At 63.2% G+C, this 22,443-nt stretch carries 22 protein-coding genes; 15 read left to right on the top strand and 7 right to left on the bottom strand.

Features of this window, described 5'->3' with window-relative positions; translation table 11 throughout:
- Positions 1–65: 65 nt before the first annotated feature.
- Positions 66–473 carry a DUF3168 domain-containing protein gene (locus AC56QQ_RS23705; RefSeq protein ID WP_420107491.1) on the bottom strand — a complete coding sequence of 136 codons (408 nt, stop codon included), beginning with the start codon at positions 471–473 and terminating at the stop codon, positions 66–68.
- A 291-nt stretch (positions 474–764) separates the two neighbouring features.
- On the opposite strand from AC56QQ_RS23705, the gene AC56QQ_RS23710 reads away from it, so the two are divergent.
- The gene (locus tag AC56QQ_RS23710) at positions 765–1,553 is read left to right on the top strand and encodes a 2-keto-4-pentenoate hydratase (RefSeq protein ID WP_497123584.1); all 789 of its coding nucleotides are present in this window, start codon (positions 765–767) and stop codon (positions 1,551–1,553) included.
- Positions 1,554–1,584: 31 nt separating this feature from the next.
- Here AC56QQ_RS23710 and AC56QQ_RS23715 read toward each other — a convergent pair whose 3' ends face one another.
- The 6 genes from AC56QQ_RS23715 to AC56QQ_RS23740 all read right to left on the bottom strand — a co-directional run bounded on the left by AC56QQ_RS23715 (position 1,585) and on the right by AC56QQ_RS23740 (position 7,452).
- Positions 1,585–2,202, bottom strand: coding sequence for a LysE family translocator (locus AC56QQ_RS23715; protein ID WP_497100637.1), 618 nt, complete (start codon positions 2,200–2,202; stop codon positions 1,585–1,587).
- Between the two features lie 231 nt (positions 2,203–2,433).
- The gene (locus AC56QQ_RS23720; RefSeq protein ID WP_497123585.1) at positions 2,434–3,240 is read right to left on the bottom strand and encodes an ABC transporter permease; all 807 of its coding nucleotides are present in this window, start codon (positions 3,238–3,240) and stop codon (positions 2,434–2,436) included.
- Complete coding sequence (locus AC56QQ_RS23725) at positions 3,240–4,073, bottom strand: ABC transporter permease (protein WP_489860521.1); 834 nt, start codon at positions 4,071–4,073, stop codon at positions 3,240–3,242. Before AC56QQ_RS23725 ends, AC56QQ_RS23720 begins: the two co-directional genes overlap by 1 nt.
- Positions 4,074–4,099: 26 nt before the next feature.
- Positions 4,100–5,215, bottom strand: coding sequence for an ABC transporter substrate-binding protein (locus tag AC56QQ_RS23730; RefSeq protein WP_489860520.1), 1,116 nt, complete (start codon positions 5,213–5,215; stop codon positions 4,100–4,102).
- 67 nt (positions 5,216–5,282) lie between these two features.
- On the bottom strand, positions 5,283–6,377 hold the full coding sequence (locus AC56QQ_RS23735; protein ID WP_497123586.1) for an ABC transporter ATP-binding protein: 1,095 nt from the start codon (positions 6,375–6,377) through the stop codon (positions 5,283–5,285).
- 178 nt (positions 6,378–6,555) lie between these two features.
- Positions 6,556–7,452 carry a LysR substrate-binding domain-containing protein gene (locus AC56QQ_RS23740; protein WP_489860518.1) on the bottom strand — a complete coding sequence of 299 codons (897 nt, stop codon included), beginning with the start codon at positions 7,450–7,452 and terminating at the stop codon, positions 6,556–6,558.
- Positions 7,453–7,527: 75 nt separating this feature from the next.
- On the opposite strand from AC56QQ_RS23740, the gene AC56QQ_RS23745 reads away from it, so the two are divergent.
- The 14 genes from AC56QQ_RS23745 (at position 7,528) to AC56QQ_RS23810 (ending at position 22,416) form a co-directional block, all read left to right on the top strand.
- On the top strand, positions 7,528–9,174 hold the full coding sequence (locus AC56QQ_RS23745; protein ID WP_497123587.1) for a zinc-binding metallopeptidase family protein: 1,647 nt from the start codon (positions 7,528–7,530) through the stop codon (positions 9,172–9,174).
- Positions 9,161–10,093, top strand: coding sequence for a dimethylarginine dimethylaminohydrolase family protein (locus tag AC56QQ_RS23750; protein WP_497123588.1), 933 nt, complete (start codon positions 9,161–9,163; stop codon positions 10,091–10,093). Before AC56QQ_RS23745 ends, AC56QQ_RS23750 begins: the two co-directional genes overlap by 14 nt.
- Positions 10,094–10,254: 161 nt before the next feature.
- Positions 10,255–10,869, top strand: coding sequence for a cupin domain-containing protein (locus AC56QQ_RS23755; protein ID WP_091577017.1), 615 nt, complete (start codon positions 10,255–10,257; stop codon positions 10,867–10,869).
- 141 nt (positions 10,870–11,010) lie between these two features.
- The gene (locus AC56QQ_RS23760) at positions 11,011–11,952 is read left to right on the top strand and encodes an ABC transporter substrate-binding protein (RefSeq protein ID WP_497123589.1); all 942 of its coding nucleotides are present in this window, start codon (positions 11,011–11,013) and stop codon (positions 11,950–11,952) included.
- A 93-nt stretch (positions 11,953–12,045) separates the two neighbouring features.
- Positions 12,046–12,846, top strand: a complete 801-nt coding sequence (locus AC56QQ_RS23765; RefSeq protein WP_425284667.1) for an ATP-binding cassette domain-containing protein — start codon at positions 12,046–12,048, stop codon at positions 12,844–12,846.
- Positions 12,843–13,862, top strand: coding sequence for an ABC transporter permease (locus tag AC56QQ_RS23770; RefSeq protein WP_497123590.1), 1,020 nt, complete (start codon positions 12,843–12,845; stop codon positions 13,860–13,862). The genes AC56QQ_RS23765 and AC56QQ_RS23770 overlap by 4 nt, the downstream gene beginning before the upstream one ends.
- A 1-nt stretch (position 13,863) precedes the next feature.
- Complete coding sequence (locus AC56QQ_RS23775) at positions 13,864–14,952, top strand: phosphotriesterase family protein (protein ID WP_497123591.1); 1,089 nt, start codon at positions 13,864–13,866, stop codon at positions 14,950–14,952.
- Between the two features lie 32 nt (positions 14,953–14,984).
- A complete protein-coding gene (locus tag AC56QQ_RS23780; protein ID WP_497123592.1) occupies positions 14,985–15,755 on the top strand; it encodes a glutamine amidotransferase in 771 nt (256 codons plus the stop codon).
- A 2-nt stretch (positions 15,756–15,757) separates the two neighbouring features.
- Positions 15,758–16,669: a ribokinase gene (locus AC56QQ_RS23785; protein ID WP_497123593.1), complete on the top strand. Its 912-nt coding sequence runs from the start codon at positions 15,758–15,760 to the stop codon at positions 16,667–16,669.
- Positions 16,666–17,514 (top strand): BtpA/SgcQ family protein, encoded by an 849-nt coding sequence (locus tag AC56QQ_RS23790; protein ID WP_497123594.1) that lies wholly within the window; start codon positions 16,666–16,668, stop codon positions 17,512–17,514. Before AC56QQ_RS23785 ends, AC56QQ_RS23790 begins: the two co-directional genes overlap by 4 nt.
- The gene (locus AC56QQ_RS23795) at positions 17,511–18,755 is read left to right on the top strand and encodes a Zn-dependent hydrolase (protein WP_497123595.1); all 1,245 of its coding nucleotides are present in this window, start codon (positions 17,511–17,513) and stop codon (positions 18,753–18,755) included. Before AC56QQ_RS23790 ends, AC56QQ_RS23795 begins: the two co-directional genes overlap by 4 nt.
- Before the next feature lie 251 nt (positions 18,756–19,006).
- The gene (locus tag AC56QQ_RS23800; RefSeq protein WP_489860510.1) at positions 19,007–21,160 is read left to right on the top strand and encodes a transglycosylase domain-containing protein; all 2,154 of its coding nucleotides are present in this window, start codon (positions 19,007–19,009) and stop codon (positions 21,158–21,160) included.
- A gap of 109 nt (positions 21,161–21,269) precedes the next feature.
- Complete coding sequence (locus AC56QQ_RS23805; RefSeq protein ID WP_489860509.1) at positions 21,270–21,854, top strand: DUF1214 domain-containing protein; 585 nt, start codon at positions 21,270–21,272, stop codon at positions 21,852–21,854.
- Positions 21,847–22,416, top strand: a complete 570-nt coding sequence (locus AC56QQ_RS23810; RefSeq protein WP_497123596.1) for a DUF1254 domain-containing protein — start codon at positions 21,847–21,849, stop codon at positions 22,414–22,416. The genes AC56QQ_RS23805 and AC56QQ_RS23810 overlap by 8 nt, the downstream gene beginning before the upstream one ends.
- The last annotated feature ends 27 nt before the right edge of the window (positions 22,417–22,443 follow it).

The raw sequence follows: 22,443 nt of genomic DNA on the forward strand, positions 1-22,443 counted from the left end.
CCGCCCACCCGGCGAAATCCTGGAAACGTCAGTCTAGACTCCGTTTCGATCATATTGAAAGCGTATCAGGCACTTTCCTGCGTCAGCGCACGAAAGCGCAGCAGCCCGTGATGCACCAGCAGGTCCTCGTCGTAACGAGCCTCGGTGAATTCCAGCGACAACCGGGTCTGGCCACGAGGGCCAATCACCAGCGCCGCGTCGGCGAGGCGTGCCTTGATGGCGTCCATAATGGCAAGCGTCTCGGCCTCGCCATGGGCTTTCGACCAGACGTGCAGTGTGATCAACTGATCATCGCGGTTCTCGGCGCCTGTATCCCAGTCAAAGGCGCAGGTCTGGCCGCAAGTCACATACGGAAAGGCGACATTTCCGGTTGGACTTTCCAACAGCCCGGCGCCGCCCAGCAGCGCCGACAGCGATGCGTCGCCTTTCAGTCTCAGAAACAGTGCCTGCTGCAGATCGCCAGGTGCGGTCATCGTCCTTTTCCCCTAACGCCGGCCATTGCTGCCTTGCCAGATATAGCCGTTCGCCACGCAGAGACGATAGCGATTCGTCATCGGCAGCATGAATGCCGATGATCTCGAAAATGCGATCCGACAGAGGGCAGCCCAGGCATGATGCCCGGCAGCGGAAGCGCAAACGTGGACTCTCGATTCCTGGTCACCTATCCTTGCCCCATATGGACGGGTCCCATGGAATGGTCCTTGCAGGTTTGATCCACGAAGCGACGGCCAGCCGAGCGGCTTCTTTGATTTACGGAGTGGATAATGGCCGATCCAGAGAAGGCCAAGGCCGCGTCCCGGTTGTTGGTAAGCCATTGGGATAACGGCACCCGTCTCGGCGCCATACCGCAGGAGTTGCGGCCACAGACGCGGATCGAAGGTTATATTATCCAGTCGTATGTGATGGATCGCTCGGCGGCTCCGCTTTTCGGCTGGAAGATTGCCGCGACCAGCCTGGCCGGACAGAGGCACATCAACGTCGACGGTCCGATGGCCGGGCGTCTGCTTGCCGAAAAGGCGGTCGACGTTGGCGGCGCCGTTTCCTTGGCGACGAGCAAGATGCGCGTGGCCGAGATCGAATTCGCTTTCCGCTTCGGCAGCCAACTGCCGCCGCGTTCTGCGCCCTATGAAATCGCCGAGGTGATGGATGCCGTGGCCACCTTGCACCCGGCGATTGAGATTCCGGACTCACGCTATGACGATTTCTGCACCGTTGGCGCGCCGCAGCTCATAGCCGACAACGCCTGTGCCAATCTGTTTGTCATCGGCGAGGCTGTAGAAGACGATTGGCGCGACGTGGATCTCGCGAAGCACCCGGTGGTCGCCTTCGTTTCCGGAAAGTCGCAGTATCACGGCACCGGGGCAGCTGTATTGGGCGACCCTCGTATCGCGCTCACATGGATCGTCAACGAACTGTCGGGCCTGGGCATAGCGCTCCAGCCGGGACAAGTGGTGATTACAGGCACTTGTGTGACGCCGATAAGCGTCGAGGCCGGCGACGAAGTCACTGGCGATCTAGGCAGGTTTGGCCTCGTCTCGGTGAGATTTGTCTGAATTCGCTCCGTGCTGCCTGACGCAACGCGGTTCAGAAATGGCCAACGGATTGCAGGATCAGAACGCCTGAAAGACCGAGCAAGGCGAAGCCATAGAGCCGGTCGATCCACACTGCGTTCGGGCCGGCCAACAGCTTGACTGCCCGTGAGCCAAGCGTGGCGTAAAGCATCAGGACGAAAACATCCGACACAGCAATGATAACGGCCAGAACCGCGTATTGCATCGCGATTGGCTCGTTCGTGTCGACAAAGGCCGGGAGGATGGCTGGAAAGAGCAGCCATGCCCCGGGATTTGTGATTGCCACCACGAAACAACGCAGGATCAGTGCCCTGGCCGAGTGAACCTTGTCCGGAAAGCCTGGGTCGAGTGCATATCGGGCCGCGGTGGAGGTGCGAAGCGCGCCAACGGCGATGAAAAGCAGATAGAGGGCGCCGACCATCCTGACAGCTGAGAGGTAGAACTCCGAAGCCACCAGAAGCGCTCCGAAGCCGAGCCCCACCACGCAGATAAGGACGAAGTCCGAGAGCACCACGCCGGCCATGCCAAAGAAGGCGTGCCTGACCCCGTAGCGTGACCCGTTGGTAATGGCGAGCACGACATCCGGCCCTGGAACCGCCATCCCGAGCACCGATATCAAGGCAAATGTCACCAGCGGCAGGTTTTCCATGGCGCTGGATAGTGTGCCGGAGGCACACCTTCCGTAACGTCCTTCACATAGCGGTTGGGACTGCCGAGGATTTCCGCATGAACCGAACGCGTTACGGTTGGACGGCTTCGTCTAGAGCGGTTCATCGTTTCACGGAAACGCCGAACCGCTCTAACTCTTTGTTTTGACGCAATTCCGGACGGAAAACCGTTTCACACTTTTCCTGGAATTGCTCTAATGCGCCCCGCGCTGCCTGACGACGATGCTGCGCACGGCAAGCACCAGCACGGTGATGATGATCAGTATCACCGACAGCGCCGCGATCGCCGGATCGATGTTGTCGCGCAGGCCCATCCACATCAGCCTTGGCAGCGTGATGGCATTGACCGAGGTGATGAACAGCGTGACGCCGATCTCTTCCCAGGACAACACGAAGGACAAGAGTGCGGCGGTGACAATCCCGAACTTGATGTTGGGCATGATGATGCGGGTGGCGCGCTCCCAGACCGTTGCGCCGAGGCCTCGCGCGGCGAGATCGATGCGGCGGTCGAGTTGGCTGAGCGAGACCAGAATCAGCACCGTGGCGAAGGGCACAGTCATGACCGAATGCGCCATGGCGACGCCAAGCCAGGTGTCATAGCCGAAGAACGAACTGAAGCCGGAGATCGAGGTCAACAGGAAGTAGAGCGTGATCGCCGACACCACCGGCGGCACCACCATCGGCAACAGCACGAAGCCGACAAGGGCCGCCGTGAAGCGCGGCTGGAACATCCATATGCCGAGGCTGAAGCAGAGTGCGAGCACGGTTGAGAAGGCGCTGCTGACGACGCCGATGCGGATCGAGAGCAGGATGGAATCGATCCAGCGCGGATCCTCGATCAGTGCCCGGTAATGGCGCAGCGACAGTTCTCCCGATGGCATCGCCAGCATGCGGCTTGGCGTCAGCGACACCGGGATGACGGCGAGCAGCGGCATCAGCAGGAACAACGCCACCAAGGCGGCGATGATCAGCGAGACGGGACCGGGGCGATAGGTCGGCATCAGATCAACTGCTTCGGTCTGACATAGCGGAACAAGATCGCCATCAGCGCGCCGACGAACAGCACCAGCACGACACTGATCGCCGCCCCCAGACCCCAGTCCGGGCTCTGGAATATCCTGAGATAGATCAGCTCGGCGATCATCACGCTGCGGCCGCCCCCGAGGATCGCCGGCGTGACGAAGAAGCCAAGCGAGAAGACGAACACGATCATCGCGGCACCGATGATGCCCGATCGCGTCATCGGCACGAACACCGACCAGAAGGTGCGCATGCGGCTGGAGCCGAGGCCACGCGCGGCCAGAAGCACACGGTCGTCGAGGCTGCGCATGGCCGATGCCAGCGGGAAGACGGCGAACGGAATGAGGAAATGCGTCATGCCGACGATGACGCCGAACTCGTTGCGCACCAGCGCCAGCGGTTCGGAGATGAAGCCGATCGCCTGCAGCCAGGTGTTGATCAGGCCGCGATTGGACAACAGCGCCACCCAGCCGAAGGCGCGCGTCAGCACTGAAATCCAGAATGGCACCAGAATGCAGAACTCGGCGACAAGCCTTTGCGCCGGGGTTCCGCGCACCCAGACGACGGTTATGGCGTAGGCAGCCGCCACCGAAACCAATGTGACGATGGCGGCGATGCGCAGCGTGCGGATGAACACCGACTGCACCAGATCATCGGTCAGCAACGCGTTGTACTGGCCGAGCCCCGGCGTCGGCAGCGTGAAGCTCCACTTGACGACACCGAGGAACGGCCAAGCATAGGCCAGCACGAGAAAGAGGAGCAGCGGCGCCATCAACAGCGCCGCCCCCATCCTGTCGGAGAGATATGCTCTCATCTGGACCCGATTATCCCCGGCCTTGGTCAGGCGGAGATGATCTTGGTGTATTCGTCGAGCGCCGCCCCGTAGTTCTTGGCGTACCAGTCCATGTCGAGCGCGATCTGCTTCTTCATGTTCTCGGGGTCAACCGGGTTGATGCGCTTCTTGTCGGCGGGGATCAGCGCATCGGCGGCTGGGTTGGCCGGGCCCTGGCCGAGCTTGTCGAACATGACCAGCTGTTTCTGCGGGTCCTGGGCGCTGGCGATGAACTTCATCGCCGCGTCCTTGCCGCCCGGATTGCCCTTGAGCACGGCAAGCGCACCGGGCGAGATCAGGCCCTGGTCCCAGATGAACTTGATCTTGCCGCCCGAGTCCTGCTCGATCAGCGAGGCGCGGGTCGACCAGACGATGGCCATCGAGGCTTCGCCATTGAGCAGCACGCTCTGGCTCTCGGCACCGCCGCCCCAATAGGCGACGACATTTTCCTTGAAGGCGGCGATCTTGTCATGCGCGCGCTTGAGATCGAGCGGGTAGAGCGAAGCCGGCGCGATGCCGTCGGCCAGAAGGGCGGCTTCCCAGCTCGACACGCCCCATTTGTAGAGCGAGCGCTTGCCGGGGAATTTCTTCACGTCGAAGAAATCGGCCATCCCGGTCGGGGCGTCCTTGCCGTATTTCTCGGAATCATAGGCGATGACGTAGGAGAAGAAATAGGTCGAGGCGGCATAGTCCCAGCCGAAGCCGGGGCGCATCTTCTTCTTGTCGACGATGTTGTAGTCGATCGGCTCAAGCATGCCTTGCGCACCGAGCGTGATCGCCGAGAACGGATCGACGTCGACGAGATCCCAGGTCGGCGCGCCGCTCTTGAACTGCGCGGCGATGGCGCCTTCGGTCGGACCCGATCCGTCCATCTTGACGGTGATGCCGGTGTCCTTGGTGAAGGCCTGGCCATAGGCGGCGTCATAGGCGGTGATGGCGTCGCCGCCCCAGTTGACCAGCACCAGTTCCTTCGCCGCGGCAAAGGCTCCGGTCGAGCGCAGCAGCATCGGCGTGCCGGCGAGCACGAGTGCCGCCAGCTGCGTGAATTGCCGGCGCGAAATCTCGCCGCGACCTGCCCTGGCGGACAGGCTCTCGATGGCTTGTTTGTTGGTATCGTGTGTCATGTCAGTTCCCCTTGTTGTCGTTGATCGTTTCCGGAAGCCTGCGTGGCGGATTGGGTCACGCAGGCGGTCATTGTCCTCCGTCCGGAAGGAGGAAACCCTTTTCCGCCGGCCAGGTCAGCCAGACGGAATTGCCCTTGCTCAGCGCCGCCGCCGCGACCTCGTTCGGCACAGAGACGGTGACCTTCGCGCCCTGGCGCGTCGTCAGGTCGAGCTTGGTGGCCGCGCCCAGATAGGTCGACGCGATGGCGGTCGCGGCAATGCCGTTCTCGCCAACGGCCGCCTCTCGCGCGATCGACATGTATTCAGGCCGGATCGCCAGGATGGCGTCGCCACGGACTTTCTCGGCCTTGCAGTGCATGTTGACCGCGCGGTCTTCGCAAAGGCCGGTCGAGCCACCGTCGGCGGGCTTGACCCCCTTCAGTGGCAGCATGTTGATCTCGCCGAGGAACTCGGCGACGAAGCGGTTGTCCGGCCGGTCGTAGACTTCGTCCGGGGCACCGACCTGCAGCAGTTTGCCGTGGTTGAAGATGGCGACGCGCGAGGATAGCGCCAGCGCCTCGCTCTGGTCGTGGGTCACGAAGACGAAGGTGGTGCCGGTCTCCTGGTGCAGGCGCTTCATCTCGGCCTGCATCTGGCCGCGCAGGCCCTTGTCGAGCGCCGAGAACGGCTCGTCGAGCAGGAGCACGCCCGGCTCGAACACCAGCGCCACGGCAAGCGCCACGCGCTGCTGCTGACCACCGGAGAGTTGCGCCGGCAACTTCTTCTCGTGGCCTACCAGCCCGACGCGCTCGATCATCTCGCCGACACGGCGCTTGATGTCGGCCGCCGATTTCTTGCGTACCTTGAGCGGAAAGGCGATGTTGGCTTCGACGCTCATATGCGGGAACAGCGCATAACCCTGGAACACCATGCCGGCTGCACGCTGTTCGGCCGGACGATCGGTGATGTCGACGCCGTCGCTGAACAGGCGACCGTCGCTCGGCTGCACGAAGCCGGCGAGGATCATCAGGAAGGTGGTCTTGCCCGAGCCGGAGGGCCCGAGCAGGGTCAGGAACTCGCCGCGGCCAATATTGAGCGACAGATTGTCCAGCGCTCGGAACGAGCCGAAGCTCTTGCCGATCCCGATTGCCTTTATCTCTGCGGCCCGGCCGGGTTGCTGCATCCTGCCTCTTCCTCAGTCCCGGGTGAAATCGTAGGCAGGGTGGAGGTTCACCGCAACCGAATAGTTTTCGCCTGATCGGCAAATTTGATTCACGTCTGGCGGTTTTGGGTGCACCGTTGGAGCGGCTGATTTCCCTTTCGCAGGTGAGATCGGCAGCTTTGGTGTCCCGCAGGCTTTCTCAATACGTCGCCAGCCTGTTCTCCAACAGCTTTGCCCTTAGCCAGTCGCTGAAGGCATTGAGCACGGGATGGCTGGCCTTGGCATGCTCGAAGACCAGGAAATAGGAGCGTGGCGAGGGGACCGAAGCTTCAAACGGCTTGACCAGCCGACCCTCGCTCAGCGCGCGGCGACCGGTCAGCTCGTCGCCCATGGCAATACCCTGTCCGGCGACCGCCGCCGAAAAGACGAGGTTCATGTCGGAAAAGAAGATACCGCCTTCGGTATCGGGATTCTCCACCTTTGACAGCGCCAGCCAGCGCGCCCAGTCCTCGGTGTCGCCGAGATGGAGCAGATTGGCGCGCAATACGTCGGCGGGTTTGGAAAATCCACCCACCTTGTTGAGCAGTGTCGGGCTGCAGAGCGGCGTGAAGGAGACTTCGCAGAGCAGCTCCACCGCCCTGTTCGGCCAGTTGCCAACGCCAAAGGCGATGAAGGCGTCGGCCTCCGGATTGCTGACATCGTCGAGGCGGCGAGGCGTCAGGATCGAGAGCGCCACGTCCCGATACATTTGCTGGAACTCACCGATATGGCTGCACAGGAACATCGAGGCGAAGCCCGGTGGGCAGGAAATGGCGAAGGAACCACCGACGCCGGCGCCGCTATTTTGCGCTCCCGCGTCGCCGAGCACGGTAAGCGCCTTCCTGACATCGGCTGCGTAGCGCTGGCCGCGCGGCGTCAGCGCCACCCCTTTTCCAATGCGCTGCAGGAGATCGAAGCCGAGATCGCGCTCCAACAGCCGCAACTGGTGGCTCACCGCGCTACGGGTGAGATGCAGTTCGTCGGCGGCGCGCCAGACGCTGCCATGGCGGGCGAAACTGTCGAGGGCGCGCAGCGCCTGGGTGGAGGGAATTCTCAAGAGGTGAACCGAATTTGCACGAACCGGGAAAACATATCACTTTTTGGCGAAGCGCTTCACTGCTTTCTTTGAGGCATGGACAAACCGGTGACGACATCGGCGCAAGCGACCGCACTTGCCTGCCTCGACGGCATCCAGCCGCTGCTGTCGGCGTGGACGCGCACCATTTTCGATTTCGGCGAGACTGCATGGCGAGAGTATCAATCCGCTGCCTGGTATGTGGAGCGATTGAAGCGCGAAGGCTTTGTCGTCGAGGAAGGCTCCGGCGGCATGCCGACTGCGTTCTGCGCCCACTGGACGAATGGCGCCGGGCCGACCATCGGTATGTATGCCGAATATGACGCGGTGCCCGGCAACTGCCAGGACGCTGCGACCGTGAAGCAGCCTCGGCCCGGCCTTGGTTTTGAAGCGGGCGGCCACACCGATCCGCATTCGGGATTGGGCATGGCGAGCCTGGGCGGCCTGCTCGCCACAAAGGCGGCGATGCAGCGGCATGGCATTGCAGGCACCCTGCGTTTCACCGGCGAGCCGGCCGAGAAGGTACGCGGCTCGAAGCCGATCCATGCCGCCAAGGGCTATTATGACGGCCTTGACGGCATGATCTCCTTCCACCCCTTCTACATGCTGCCGCTCTGCAACACGGCGCGCTGGGACACGCATTGCGGTGCGGCCTACGCGATGATCTACCGCTTCATCTGCGATGAACCAGAGAGTTGGGCGCGAGCGGCGGGGGACAGCGCGCCGATCCCGCAGGCGCATTCGGCGGTCAGGGCGCCCGGTGCCAATGATGCGCTGATGATGATGTACATGGCCTCCAAGGCGCTGCGCGATTCCATGCTGCCACATCAGGGCGGCTGGTCGATCAGCGAGGCGATCCTCACCGCCGGCCAGGCAACCGCCGACAATCTGCCGGCGGGTCTGGCCGAGATCCAGTACATGATCCGCGTGCCGACGCTCGCCATGGCCGAACAGGTCACCGCCGTGCTCGATCGCAATGCGCAGGCGGCTGCCGGCATGAGCGGCTGCCGCACCGAGCGGCATTGGGTGTCGAAGTCGCGGCCCGGGCTCGCCAACCACGCCATGGCCGAGATCGCCTATGGAGCGCTTTCAACGGTCGGGCCGCCGCATTGGGACGAAGCCGCCAAGGCGATCGCCCGCGAAATCCAGGTCAATGCCGGCGGCACGGCGACCGAAAACCCGTTCATCGACGAGTTGGAGCGGCTGATCGAACCAAAGGAAGCGGAAGCGATCCTGCGCCGCGACCTGCCGCCATCGCAGGTCAATTCGACCTCGGACGACTATACCGATATGAGCTGGCATGCGCCGACGGCGCGTTTCTACGTCGCGCGTCCGGCACTGCGCTCGGCAAGCGGCCTCCCCTATCCGGCCTGGGCGATGAATGCTCTGGGCGGCATTTCGGCAACGATAGATCCGATGGTCCTTTGCGCCGCGAAGACGGTCGCGCTGGCGGCACTTCGCCTGCTCGAGGACAAGACCGCCCGCGACGCGGCAATGGACGAGTTCGTCACCCGCACAGGCGGCGGTGTCGGCGGCGCGAACTGGATCGCGCCGCTTTGCGACTACGAGCCGCCGATCAACTTCCGCTGGCCGGAATATGCCACCACCGCGCGCGGGCGCGACTGGTGGATCCCCAGCCTTCAATCATCAAGCAATCAATCACCCCAAGCCGCCCCATCAGGAGAACCCCATGACCGTTCATGACCGCATTGTCGCAGAACCGTTTTCGCTGCAGCGCCGCAACCCGGCCGGCGGCACCAAGCCGCTGACCGCCTGGGGCTTTGCCAACGAGACCGATGTCTTGACCGACGTGCTGCTCGGCTCGCCCAATTTCCTGCGTCATCTGTCGACCAGTTCGCTGTCGCGCAAGTATCTGCGCGAGGCGCCCTGCAACGTCCAGATCGCGCAGGCGCAGCACAAGGATCTGGTCGCCGCCTACGAGCATTTCGGCGTCAACATCCATTGGCATGAGCCGACGCCGGAATTGCCGATGCAGGTCTACTCGCGCGATTCCAGCGTCATGACACCGTATGGCGCCATCATCACCGCGATGGCCAACTGGTGGCGGCGCGGCGAGAATTACGCGGCGATCCGCACCTATGAGAAGCTAGGCATCCCGATCTACGACATGGTCACGGCCGGCACCTTCGAGGGCGGCGACTTCAACGTCATCGAGGACGGCGTCGTGCTGATTGGCTGCGGCGGCGCCCGCACCCAGGAAGAAGGCGCCCGGCAGGTGCAGGCCTGGTTCGACAAGGAGGGCTGGGAAACCCGCATCGCCTTCATCGACGAATATTACGTCCATATCGACCTGATGGTGGTGCCGATCGCCGAAAAGCTGACCGCCGTCTGCCTCGCCTGCACCGAGCCCGGCATCGTCGACTGGCTGAAGGGCAAGGGCCATGAGATCATTGACGTGCCGTTCCAGGACACGATGGCGCTCGGCTGCAACTTCATGTCGCTCGGCAAGGACCGGGTGATCGCGCCGACCTCCAGCCAGACGCTGATCGGCCAGCTCAAGGCGCGCGGTTTCGAGGTCGCGGCCGTCGACATGAGCGAAATCTCCAAGACCGGCGGCGGCATCCACTGCATGGCGCAGGCGCTGAAGCGCGAACCGGCCTGAGGGGCTGCCGCTCTCGCGAGTATTGAAAAGGCGGGCGCGGCGCCCCTGACTGGGTCCGTGGTTCCGATCCGACGCGTTGTCCGATTTTCATGAGGATGGACAACGCCCAGGATCGGTTTTACGAGTCAGCCCAGCCAGAGCGGAGATGTTCGCGCCCACCAATGAACAAGATTGATACCCACAACAGCAAGGGCGACGAGCGCTCGACCGCCACCAGCCTCTTGCGGCTCGGCACAAGGTTGAAGCTCTCCCGGCAGACGCGGGGCCTGACCCTGAAGGCGCTCGCCGCCGCCGCCAACTGCTCCGAAAGCCTGCTTTCCAAGGTCGAGAACGGCAAGGTCTCGCCCTCGCTTCCCATGCTTCACCGGCTTGTCGAGGTGCTCGGAACCAATATCGGCTGGATGTTCGAGGAGGCCGATGGCGAGGAAGGCATCGTCTTTCGGGCTGGAGCGCGGCCGCTGATCGCGCTCGATCCGCTTCGGCGCGGCGAAGGCATTTCGCTCGAGCGTGTCATCCCTTATTCGCCGGGCCATCTCCTGCAGTGCAACATCCACCATATCGAGGCGGGCGGTGAAAGCGCTGGCCCGATCCGGCATGCGGGCGAGGAGGTCGGCTATCTCCTGGAAGGCGCCATCGAATTGATGGTCGGTGAAAAGACGTTTCGCCTGTCCGCCGGCGATTCCTTCGTTTTCAACTCCGAACTGCCGCACTGGTACCGCAATGTCGGCGACGAACGCGCCAGCATTTTCTGGGTGAACACCCCGGCGACATTCTGATCAGGCCAGCCCCGTTTCCTCTCTCGTTGACGCTAATTCAAGTCACTTGACAAGAAATCAAGTATCTTGAATTATAACCTTGCGCTCAGCGCCAGGTGAGCCCGATCAAGGGCCTTTTCCGCAAAACCAAGGGGAACCGGAATGCGTCTTACCAAGATCCTTTCAGGCTGCGCCGCAGCCATCGCCATGACCCTCGCGCTCGGCTCTGCCTCGGCCATGGCCGAGACCTACGCGCTGGTCACCATCAACCAGCAGGCACTGTTCTTCAACCAGATCAATGACGGCGCCACCGCCGCGGCAAAGGCTGCCGGCGTCGACCTCGTCATCTTCAACGCCAACAACGTGCCGAGCGCGCAGAACGACGCGATCGAGAACTACATCACCCAGAAGGTCGACGGCATCATTCTCGTCGCCATCGATGTCAACGGTGTGAAGCCGGCGATCACCGCGGCCAAGGCCGCCGGCATTCCGGTCATTGCCATAGATGCGCAGATCCCCAATGGCGACAACATCGCTTTCGTTGGCGTCGACAACACCAAGGCCGGCGAGGATATCGGCAAGTTCTATGCCGAATACGTCAAGACCAAGATGAACGGAACCGCCAAGATCGGCGTCGTCGGCGCGCTCAATTCGTTCATCCAGAACCAACGCCTCGACGGCTTCAAGAAGGCCGTTACCGACAGCGGCCAGAAGGTCACTTTCCTCGACACGGTCGATGGCCAGAACGTGCAGGACGTCGCCCTGTCCGCCTCCGAAAACCTGATGACCGCCAATGCCGACATGACGACGCTTTACGCGACCGGCGAGCCGGCCCTGCTCGGCGCGGTTTCCGCCGTCACCAGCCAGGGCCGCACCGGGGACGTCAAGGTGTTCGGCTGGGACCTGACCAAGTCAGCGGTGCAAGGTCTCGAGGAAGGCTGGGTGATCGCCGTCGTCCAGCAGGATCCGGCCGGTGAAGGCAAGGCCGCCATCGAAGCCTTCGGCAAGCTCAAGAAGGGCGAGAAGATCGATCCGATCATCAATGTTCCGATCACCATCGTGACCAAGGAAAATGTCGGCCAGTTCAAGGACATGTTCAAGTAATATCCTCCCCAGACCGCCGGGCCGCGCATTGACCTGATGGTCGCCTGCGCGGCCCGGCGACCGATTGAACAAGTCGCCTAGAGAACTGGAACCATGATGAGCGATGGCGAGACCTACCGCGTCAGGATGACCGGTATTTCCAAACGATACGGCCCTATCCAGACGTTGGACGATGTCTCGCTGAACCTGAAGCCCGGCGAGGTGCTTGGCCTGGTCGGCGACAATGGCGCCGGCAAATCCACCCTGAGCAAGGTTCTTTCCGGTGCGGTCATTCCGGATTCCGGCACCATCGAGATCGACGGCAAGGCCGTTTCCTTTTCATCGCCGGCCGATGCTCGCGCCGCACGGGTGGAGATGGTCTACCAGGACCTTTCGCTCTGCGACACGGTGGATGTGGCGGGCAATCTCTTCCTCGGCCGCGAACCGCGCCGCCACGTTCTCGGCGTCCCCTTTCTCGACAACAAGCGCATGCATGACGAGACGCGCAATATGCTCGACCGCCTCGGCATCGTCATCGCTGATACCAGGCTCAAGGTCGAAAACCTTTCCGGCGGCCAGCGCCAGTCGATCGCCATCGGCCGCGCCGCCTCCTTCGATCCGTCGGTACTGATCATGGACGAACCGACGGCGGCGCTTGCGGTGGCGGAAGTCGAAGCGGTCCTGGAGCTTATCCGCGCTGTCAGCGCCCGTGGCGTCAGCGTCATCCTCATCACCCATCGGCTGCAGGATCTGTTCCTGGTCTGCGACCGCATCCAGGTCATGTACGAAGGCCGCAATGTCGCCGAACGCAGGATCGGCGACACCAGCATCGAGGAGGTCGTCAACCTGATCGTCGGCCGGAAATTCAACGCGCGTTCGGCGCGCGCCAGCCGCGATGAGGGGGTACAGCCATGAACGTCACCTCACCGTCGGCCGATATTGGCGCATCGCCGTCCAACCGCGCCCGCAAGGGCAGTTGGAAGGATGTGGCGATAGCCAATGGCAGCGTCGTCTCCATTGCGCTGTTCTTCATTGTCGTCTGCGTGGTGTTCTCACTGATCACCGGCTCTTTCCTGACAACACCCAATCTGCTCAACATCGTGCGCCAGTCGGCGCCGCTGCTGATCGTCGCGGCAGCCATGACCTTCGTCATCACCACCGGCGGCATCGATCTCTCGGTCGGTTCCGTGCTGGCGCTGACGGCGACGCTGTCGGCCGTCTTGCTGCAGGCTGGCCTGCCGTGGCCGCTGGTCGTTATCGCCATGCTGGCGCTTGGAGCCGCGATCGGCGCATTGCAAGGCTTCTTCATCGCCTATGAGCGCATACCGGCCTTCATCGTCACGCTTGCCGGTCTCTCCGTCGTCCGCGGCGTGGCGCTGCTGATCACCGGCGGCTATTCGATCCCGGTGGAGCCGACCAGCTTCTTCGTCAACATCGGCAGGGCCTGGTTCCTCGGCGTGCCGGTACCGGCGCTGCTCGCCCTTGCCGTCCTGATCGTCGCCTATCTCGCTTTCAACCAGACGCCGTTCGGCCGCTATGTGACCGGCATCGGGGCCAATGCCGAGGCCGTGCGCCGCGCCGGTGTCGATACGCGCTTCATGACGCTCTTCGTCTATATCCTGTCTGGCATGGCGGCTGCGTCGGCCGGCATCATTCTCGCGGCCCGGCTCGGTTCCGGCTCATCCAATGCCGGCCAGGGCTTCGAACTCGATGTCATCGCCGCCGTGGTGCTTGGCGGCACCAGCCTGTTCGGCGGGCGCGGCACGATCATCGGCACAGTGCTCGGCGCTTTGACCGTCGCGGTCATCGGCAACGGCCTGATCCTGGCGCATATGTCGCCCTTCCTGACGCCGATCGTCACCGGCACAATCATCCTCGTTGCCATCTGGCTGAATTTCCGCCTGTTCAAGGGCGCAACGCGGAGCCGCTGACATGGATCATCTGTTCGACGACAAGCCTAGGGAACGGTCACCGATCGGTGTTCGCTCCGGCACCGTGATGACCGTTACCGGCCCGGTCGCGATCGCCGACATGGGCGTGACCCTGATGCACGAACATATCCTGCTCGATGGCGCGACATCGTGGAAATGCCCCTGTCATCCCGACGAGAGGAAGATCGCCGAGCAGCCGGTCAGCATGGAGATCATCGGCGAGTTGCGGATGAACCCCTACATGAACCGCGACAACGTCTCGCTCGACGACAGCGACCTGGCGCTTTCGGAACTGGCGAAGTACCGCGCGCTCGGCGGCCATACCGTGGTCGATGCGACCAATATCGGCATTGGCCGCGATCCGGTGAAGCTGGCGCGCATCGCCCGCGCCTCCGGATTGCGCATCGTCATGGGCACGGGCTTCTATCTGCAGCACACCCACCCCAACTGGCTGAAGGCTATGGACGTCGACGACGTCACCGAATTCCTGGTCAACGATGTCGGCGGCGGGTCGACACAGCCCGAAATCATGGCCGGCATCATCGGCGAAGTCGGCGTCAGCAAGGATTTCACCGACGAGGAGCGCAAGTCGCTTCGGGCTTCGGCACGCGCGGCCAAGATCACCGGCGTGCCGCTGACCATCCATCTGCCCGGCTGGGAACGGCTGGCGCATGACGTGCTTGACATGGTGGAGGCGGAAGGCGCCGATCTGCGCCATACGGTGCTTTGCCATATGAACCCGAGCCACAACGATCTGGCTTACCAGAGAAGCCTTGCCGAGCGTGGCGCCTTCCTGGAATACGACATGATCGGCATGGATTTCTATTATGCCGACCAGGACGCGCAATCGCCTTCCGACGAGCAGAATGCGCAGGCGATCCGCTCGCTGATCGACATGGGGCTGGTCGACCGGATTCTGCTGTCGCAGGACGTCTTCTTGAAGATCATGCTGACGCGCTTCGGCGGCTTCGGCTACGGCTTCATCCTCAAGCATTTCGTGCCGAGGCTGAAGCGCCATGGTGTCGAGCAGTCGGCAATCGACCGCATGCTCATCGACAACCCAAAGACCGTGTTCGCCGATGGCCTCTGAGCCGCGGCTTCAAAAGCAACAAGGGAGTTTACATGTCCAGGAAGAAGGTTCTTCTCGCAGGCGAGTCCTGGGTCTCGACCGCGACGCACATCAAGGGCTTCGACCAGTTTCCGACCGTGACCTATCACACCGGGGCCGATGAACTGCTGTCCGCGCTGAAGGACAGTCCGTTCGACGTCACTTTCATGCCGGCGCATGAGGCGCAGCGGAATTTCCCCCAGACCATGGAGACGCTTTCGGCCTATGACGCCGTCGTGCTTTCCGATCTTGGCGCCAACACGCTGCTGCTTCACCCCGACACCTGGGTCCACTCCAAACCGACGCCGAACCGGCTGCGCCTGTTGCGCGACTATGTGGGCAATGGCGGCGGCCTGTTGATGTTCGGCGGCTATTACAGCTTCCAGGGCATCAATGGCGGCGCACGCTATCACAAGACGCCGGTCGAGGACGTCCTGCCGGTCACGTGCCTGCCGGTGGACGACCGCGTCGAGGTTCCGGAAGGCTATTCGCCGGTCGTTGTCGGTCCACAGAACAATCCAATCCTCAAGGGCTTGGGCAAGGATTGGCCGATCCTGCTCGGCTTCAACGAAGTTACGGTCAAGGACGGTGCGGAAGTGCTCGCCACCGTATCCTCCGACTACCGTTCGCTGCCGCTGCTGGTGACCGGCAAATATGGCAAGGGCCGCACCGTCGCCTGGACCTCTGATGTCGGCCCGCACTGGCTGCCGCCGGGCTTCATCGCGTGGAATGGCTACAAGACACTGTTTGAACAGATGCTCGGCTGGGCAACGGCCAGGGATTAGCCATGCGCGTCCATGTCGTCGGCAATGTCTGCGTCGATACGACGTTTCGGCTGGACCGGTTTCCGCAACCAGGCGAAACGCTGAACGCATCGGAACATGCCGACGGACTTGGCGGCAAGGGTGCGAACCAGGCGGTGGCCGCGGGGCGCACCGGAGCCGATGTCCGCTTCCATGCCGCGATCGGCAACGATGCCGCCGGAGCGTGGACAAGGGAGCAGTTGAGCCGCGACCTCGACGCCAGCCATCTGACGATGCTGTCTTTGCCCAGCGACCGATCGACGGTCATGGTCGATGCGCGGGGCGAGAACCTCATCGTCACCGGCGCCAGTTGCGCCGCCGCCTTCGATCCGTTGGCAGACAGTGATTTCGCGCCGTCGATCGAACGCGGCGACATCGTGGTAATGCAGGGCAATCTGGATCCGGATGTAACGACAACTTGCCTGCGGGCGGCGCGCGGCGCGGGAGCCATGACGATCTTCAATCCGAGCCCGCTCACCGCTGGCTACGCACCGATTTTGAGCGACGTCAGCGTCGCTATTGTCAATGCGGGCGAAGCAAAGCAACTGACCGGAGCCAGTGATCCTGCCGCGGCAGCTCGCGAATTGATCCATCAAGGTGCCGCAGCCGCGATCGTGACGCTTGGCGCGGGTGGCTGCCTGGTTGCCGATGGCGAAGCACGGATCGACCGGATCGCGGCGCCCAGGGTGACCGTGCTAGACACCAGCGGCGCCGGCGATGTCTTTTGCGGCTGCCTCGCCGGCTGCCTTGCGGCCGGCATCGACCTCGCCGCGGCGGCGCGGATCGCGGTACGCGCCGCGGCCATCTCGGTCGGACGCGCCGGCACTCTCGAATCCTGCCCCGACAGGCGGGAGATGAAAACGCTCATGGAAACGACGGAAGCGGAAACCGCATGACAAAATCCCCCAAATCCATCGGCTCCAAACAGGTCGCGAATGACGCGCTGCAGTCGATCTTCGGCAGAAGCAAGGTGGTGATCGGCGTCGTTCACCTGGCACCCCTGCCGGGCGCGCCCCGTTACGATGGCGAAGCGGTCGAGGCCATCTACCAGCGCGGCCTCGACGACGCCAAAGCCTATCTCGATGGCGGCTGCGACGGCGTGATCGTCGAAAACCACGGCGACGTGCCGTTCGCCAAGCCGGACGACATCGGCCCCGAAACCTCCGCCTACATGTCGGTCGTCTCCGACCGCATCCGCCGAGAACTCGGCCGGCCGATCGGCATCAACGTGCTTGCCAATGCCTCCATTCCCGCGCTGTCGATCGCCAGTGCCTCCGGTGCTTCCTTCGTCCGCGTCAATCAATGGGCCAACGCCTATGTCGCCAATGAGGGCTTTATCGAAGGCGAAGCGGCGCGCGCCATGCGCTTCCGCGCAAAACTTCGGGCCAACGGCATCCGCATTTTTGCCGATGCCCATGTCAAGCATGGCGCCCATGCGATCGTCGGCGACCGGCCGATCGAGGAACAGGTCAAGGATCTGGTGTTCTTCGATGCCGATGCGGTGATCGCCACAGGCCAGCGCACCGGCCACGCCGCCGACCTCGGCTATATCAGGATGATCAAGGACGCCGCCGGACTTCCGACGCTTGTCGGCAGCGGTGTAACGCCCGACAATGCCAACGACATCCTCGACATTGTCGACGGCGTCATCGTCGCCAGCTCCCTGAAATATGACGGCGTCTGGTGGAACGAGGTCGATCCGCATCGGGTGAAGGCCTTCATACGCGGCCTCAAGCGGTGACTTTGGTGCCTGAGATCAATGGCGAGCGGCTGGTTGGACGGCTCGACGCGTTCGCCCGGATCGGCGCGACGCCCGCCGGGGGTGTCAACCGGCAGGCGTTCAGCGTCGAGGATCGCAGCGCCCGGCGCCTGCTGGCGGAACTGGCGCTAGAGCGCGGCTTCGCGATCTTTCAGGACGGCATCGCGAACCTCTTCATTCGCCGCGAGGGCTCGGATGCCACGCTGCCGCCGCTCCTGATCGGCAGCCACCTCGACAGCCAGCCGACCGGCGGGCGCTTCGATGGCGCGCTTGGCACGCTTTGCGCCTTCGAGGCGCTTGAGGCGCTGGAGGATGCGAAGGCTGAAACCAAAGCACCGGTCGAGGTCGTTGCCTGGGCCAATGAAGAGGGCAGCCGCTTCGCCCCGGGCGTCATGGGCTCGATGGCCTTCACCGGCGCCGATACCGCCGCATGGAAATCCATTGTCGGCAGCGATGGTGCGTCCCCGGCAACGGAGATCGAGATGACGATCGCCGCCTTGCCGGAGGCGAGCCTTCGTCCGACCGGCATGCCGATATCAGGCTATATCGAGCTGCATATCGAACAGGGACCCTCGCTCGAAAAGGAGCGGATGCCGATCGGTGTCGTGACCGCCGTCCAGGGCACGCGCTGGCTGGAAATTTCCATCGAGGGCACTGCCGGCCACGCCGGTACGACCGGCCTTGCCTACCGCAGGGATCCGATGGTCGCCGCGATTGCCGCGATACATAGACTGCAGACGACGATCATGCCGCTCGACTCCAGCGCGCGGCTGACGGTGGGCCGGATCGCCGCCCAGCCGGGATCGATCAACGCCATACCGCAATCCGTGAGCTTCACGGTAGACCTGCGGCATCCACAGCCGGAGCGGCTCGATGCCATCGAGGCCGAAGTGCGCGAGGTTTGCGCGGCGGAGGCAGAGGCCCAGCATTGCACGGCAATGATCAAACGATCGTTCGACATGCCCGGGGCGGCATTCTCTCCCGATATGGTCAAAATCATCGAGGACGCCGCCAGATCGCTGCGGCTGCCGCACAAGCAGATGATATCGGGCGCCTTCCATGATGCGCTGTTCCTCGCCCGGGTGGCGCCCGCCGCAATGATCTTCGTGCCGTGCCGTGACGGGCTGAGCCACAACGAGGCGGAATATGTGGAACCTGCCGACGCAGTCACCGGCGCGCGGGTTCTGCTACAAGCGGCCATCGCGGCGGCCTCGCCGCGATGATCATTTAAAGAGTTGCCCCGGACAGGGTGATCGCGCTGACCTCAAGCCGCCTGATCAAGGTGCGTTGTTGTCGAGGCGGCGGCGGTCGCCATAAATGCTTCCCCTGCCCTGCCAGCCAACAAACCGTACAGCTGTGTCCTCGCCGCCCTTGTGGGTGTCCCCAAAATGGATGAATAGTCGAGACGGCGCGCCGCCCTGAAATTGCCGACTTGCGGTTTTCAGGTGAGGCGCCTTGCTCGCCGGGTTTTTGAATGGCCAGTCCTGAACCGCGCAAGAGAAGAGGTCCGATCGCCGCTTGGCTGCTGGCGCTCGACGCATGGATCGATTCCTCGCTCTACGAGATCGGTTTCAAGGCGCGCCAGTTCTGGGAAGCCGCCACGATCTTCTCGCGGCGTTTCCGCGTCTCCGGCTGGCGTCGCGGCATCATCGAATTGTTGAGCGAAGGCTTTACGCTGGGCGCCGGCGGCATTGTGGTCATGTTGGCGCTGGCCATTCCGGCTTTCCAGGACACCGCCGGCGACTGGCGCGCCCAGGGCGACTTCGCCGTCACCTTCCTCGACCGCTACGGCAACGAAATCGGCCAGCGCGGCATCATCCAGCGCGATTCGGTGCCGGTCGACGAGATGCCCGATCACGTCATCAAGGCAGTGCTCGCCACCGAGGATCGCCGCTTCTTCGATCACTACGGCATCGATGTTCTGGGGCTTTCACGAGCGATATTCGAGAATGTGCGGGCCAACTCGGTCGTCCAGGGCGGATCGAGCATCACCCAGCAGCTGGCCAAGAACCTGTTCCTCACCAATGAGCGCACGTTCGAGCGCAAGATCAAGGAAGCATTCCTGTCGCTGTGGCTCGAGGCCAATCTATCGAAAAAGGAAATCCTGCAGCTCTATCTCGACCGCGCCTATATGGGCGGCGGCACGTTCGGCATCGAGGCGGCCGCCGATTTCTATTTCGGCAAGAGCGTCAAGGATCTGAACCTCGCCGAGGCCGCGATGCTGGCCGGTCTGTTCAAGGCGCCGACCAAATATGCTCCCCACATCAATCTGCCGGCGGCACGTGCGCGCGCCAATGTGGTGCTGTCCAATCTTGTCGATTCCGGCTTCATGACCGAAGGCCAGGTGCTGCAGGCAAGACTGCATCCGGCCGATGTGGTTGATCGCGGCGAGCAGAAGAGCCCCGACTACTTCCTCGACTGGGCGTTCGACGAGGTCAAGAAGATCGCCAAACCGGGGCAGCATTCGCTCGTTGCCCACACCACCTTCGACGCCAACATCCAGAAGGCGGCGGAAGAATCGGTCGAGTTCCACCTGCGCCAGTTCGGCAAGGAGTACAACGTCACCGAAGGCGCGGTCGTCGTCATTGAGACCAACGGCGCCGTCAGGGCGATCGTCGGCGGCCGCGACTACGGCGCCAGCCAGTTCAACCGTGCCACCAAGGCGTTGCGCCAGACCGGCTCGTCGTTCAAACCCTATGTCTATGCAACCGCGATGGAACACGGCTTCACGCCCAACTCCATCATTTCCGGCGGCCCGATCAGCTGGGGCAACTGGTCGCCCCACAATTACAGTGGCGAATCGGCGGGCAACATCACCCTGATCATGGCGATGGCCAAATCGATCAACACCGTGCCTGTGCGGCTGGCCAAGGACCATCTCGGTATCGCGCCGATCAAGGCGATGGCCGAGGCGATGGGCGTGGAGTCGCCGCTCGAAGCACACAAGACGATGGTGCTTGGGACCTCGGGCATGACCGTGATGGACCAGGCGACGGGCTACAGCGTGTTCGCCCAGAACGGTTTCGTCGGCTCCCGGCACGGCATCACGCAGCTCGTCACCCGCACCGGCGACGTGGTCTACGACTTCGCCAAGGATGCGCCGCCGCCGCACCGGGTTCTGTCCGAGCAGGCGCTCAAATCGATGAATACCATGCTCGCCGCTGTGCCGGTGATGGGCACCGCGCGGCGGGCTCAAATTCCCAACATCGTCGTCGCCGGCAAGACCGGCACGACGCAGTCCTACCGCGACGCCTGGTTTGTCGGCTTCACCGGCAACTACACGGCGGCCGTATGGCTGGGTAATGACGATTTCACGCCGACCAAGAACATGACCGGCGGCTCGCTGCCGGCGATGGTGTGGCAGCGCCTGATGGTCTACGCGCACCAGAACATAGACCTCAAGCCGATCCCGGGCATCGACAAACCCTTCGTCGACGAGGAGGTCGCTGCCAAGGCCGAGGAAGCGCAGAAGAAGAGCGACGCGCAGGCGGCGGCCGATGCGGCTGCGGAACGGCCAGCGGTGCTGTCCAGCCGGACCACGCAGACATTGAGGGACATGACCAGGCTGTTCCAGTCGGCACCCATCCTCGGTGTATCGACATCGCCGGAGACGCTGTCGGCGCTGTGATATTGCCCGGCGAGCCTCGGTGGATTTGGGCAAATCCATCGGGCCGCTTGCCACAAGGCCCCGCGCCGCGATATCCCCGGGCGGCAACTTTTCGTGTCCCTGGCCCTTCATGCTCAAGAATGCTTTGTTGACGCTGCTTTCGCTTGCCATAGCCATCGGCGGCGGTGGCGGCAGCGTCTGGTATGCGCTCAAAATCCAGGATGGCGTCGGCGCAATCAGGATCGGCCAGTGGACGGCCTTTCCCGACATTGGCACGCCGTCCGCCGACCCCTATTCGAAGGCTCGCGTGGCGCGTGAAGGGGTCCTTGCGCTCGGCCGCGCCGAAGGGTTGTCCTTCGTCGCCGAGCGCGACGCGAGCGGCGGCGAACTCAAGCGCGAATGCACCTACAAGATCGAGGGTGGATTTCCGACGGCTCGGTTCTGGACGCTCTATGCCGCCGACCAGTCGCTCGGCGTGGTCGAAACCGGCAAACCGCGGCTTGCGGCGCTGCAATCCTATGGGGTGCTGCGCCAACCCGACAATTCGGTGATCATTTCCGCCAGCCATCACCCGATGCCGGGCAACTGGCTGCTGACCGACGGCTTTGGCAGGATGTATTTCGTGCTGACATTCTATGACACGCCGATCGCCAGCAGCACCGGCCTGTCGGACGTTTCGCTGCCGCGTATCGTGAAGGTCGGCTGCGATGCGTAGTTTATATGCCGCCATGCGCAGGCTTCTGCATGCCGTCCTGCTCGGCCTCGTCGGCGCCGGCATCGTGCACATCATCGTGCTGCTGCTGGTGCCTGAATTCTCCGAACGCGACGCCTGGTCGCGGCTGTCGATGGCCTCGGACCTCTACAGGATGACCCGGCTCGATGCCGAAGCCGGTGGCGCGCCGGTGGTGAAATCCGTCGACCCGCTGTTTTATGCCACGGCTTGCCGGTTCGACCTGGGCGAAGGGATGGTCCGCATCAAGGCGCCGGGACACGTCCCGTTCTGGTCGGTGTCCGTCTATGACCGCAGCGGCCACAACATCTATTCCTTCAACGACCACACGGCGACCGGCGGCGTGCTGGATGCCGTCGTGCTGACGCCGGCGCAGATGATCGACGTGCGCAAGGACCTTCCCGAGGACCTGCAGGGAGCGATCTTCGTCGAAGCGCCGATCGAGGAAGGCATCTTCGTCATCCGCGCTTTCGTGCCGGACGACAGCTGGAAGCCGATCGTGTCGCGCTTTTTCGAGCAGAGCTCCTGCGAGTTGCAGGACTTCTAGTGCGTGTCGCCCAAAGGTGGCCCCGTT

It is taken from the genome of Mesorhizobium sp. RCAM 05099, assembly GCF_059683685.1.

Bases quoted from the DNA above. Each gene is read 5' to 3' on its own strand.
- AC56QQ_RS23705 (WP_420107491.1), bottom strand. From the start codon at position 473: ATGACCGCACCTGGCGATCTGCAGCAGGCACTGTTTCTGAGACTGAAA.
- AC56QQ_RS23710 (WP_497123584.1), top strand. From the start codon at position 765: ATGGCCGATCCAGAGAAGGCCAAGGCCGCGTCCCGGTTGTTGGTAAGC.
- AC56QQ_RS23720 (WP_497123585.1), bottom strand. From the start codon at position 3,240: ATGCCGACCTATCGCCCCGGTCCCGTCTCGCTGATCATCGCCGCCTTG.
- AC56QQ_RS23725 (WP_489860521.1), bottom strand. From the start codon at position 4,073: ATGAGAGCATATCTCTCCGACAGGATGGGGGCGGCGCTGTTGATGGCG.
- AC56QQ_RS23730 (WP_489860520.1), bottom strand. From the start codon at position 5,215: ATGACACACGATACCAACAAACAAGCCATCGAGAGCCTGTCCGCCAGG.
- AC56QQ_RS23735 (WP_497123586.1), bottom strand. From the start codon at position 6,377: ATGCAGCAACCCGGCCGGGCCGCAGAGATAAAGGCAATCGGGATCGGC.
- AC56QQ_RS23745 (WP_497123587.1), top strand. From the start codon at position 7,528: ATGGACAAACCGGTGACGACATCGGCGCAAGCGACCGCACTTGCCTGC.
- AC56QQ_RS23750 (WP_497123588.1), top strand. From the start codon at position 9,161: ATGACCGTTCATGACCGCATTGTCGCAGAACCGTTTTCGCTGCAGCGC.
- AC56QQ_RS23755 (WP_091577017.1), top strand. From the start codon at position 10,255: ATGAACAAGATTGATACCCACAACAGCAAGGGCGACGAGCGCTCGACC.
- AC56QQ_RS23760 (WP_497123589.1), top strand. From the start codon at position 11,011: ATGCGTCTTACCAAGATCCTTTCAGGCTGCGCCGCAGCCATCGCCATG.
- AC56QQ_RS23765 (WP_425284667.1), top strand. From the start codon at position 12,046: ATGATGAGCGATGGCGAGACCTACCGCGTCAGGATGACCGGTATTTCC.
- AC56QQ_RS23770 (WP_497123590.1), top strand. From the start codon at position 12,843: ATGAACGTCACCTCACCGTCGGCCGATATTGGCGCATCGCCGTCCAAC.
- AC56QQ_RS23775 (WP_497123591.1), top strand. From the start codon at position 13,864: ATGGATCATCTGTTCGACGACAAGCCTAGGGAACGGTCACCGATCGGT.
- AC56QQ_RS23780 (WP_497123592.1), top strand. From the start codon at position 14,985: ATGTCCAGGAAGAAGGTTCTTCTCGCAGGCGAGTCCTGGGTCTCGACC.
- AC56QQ_RS23785 (WP_497123593.1), top strand. From the start codon at position 15,758: ATGCGCGTCCATGTCGTCGGCAATGTCTGCGTCGATACGACGTTTCGG.
- AC56QQ_RS23790 (WP_497123594.1), top strand. From the start codon at position 16,666: ATGACAAAATCCCCCAAATCCATCGGCTCCAAACAGGTCGCGAATGAC.
- AC56QQ_RS23800 (WP_489860510.1), top strand. From the start codon at position 19,007: ATGGCCAGTCCTGAACCGCGCAAGAGAAGAGGTCCGATCGCCGCTTGG.
- AC56QQ_RS23805 (WP_489860509.1), top strand. From the start codon at position 21,270: ATGCTCAAGAATGCTTTGTTGACGCTGCTTTCGCTTGCCATAGCCATC.
- AC56QQ_RS23810 (WP_497123596.1), top strand. From the start codon at position 21,847: ATGCGTAGTTTATATGCCGCCATGCGCAGGCTTCTGCATGCCGTCCTG.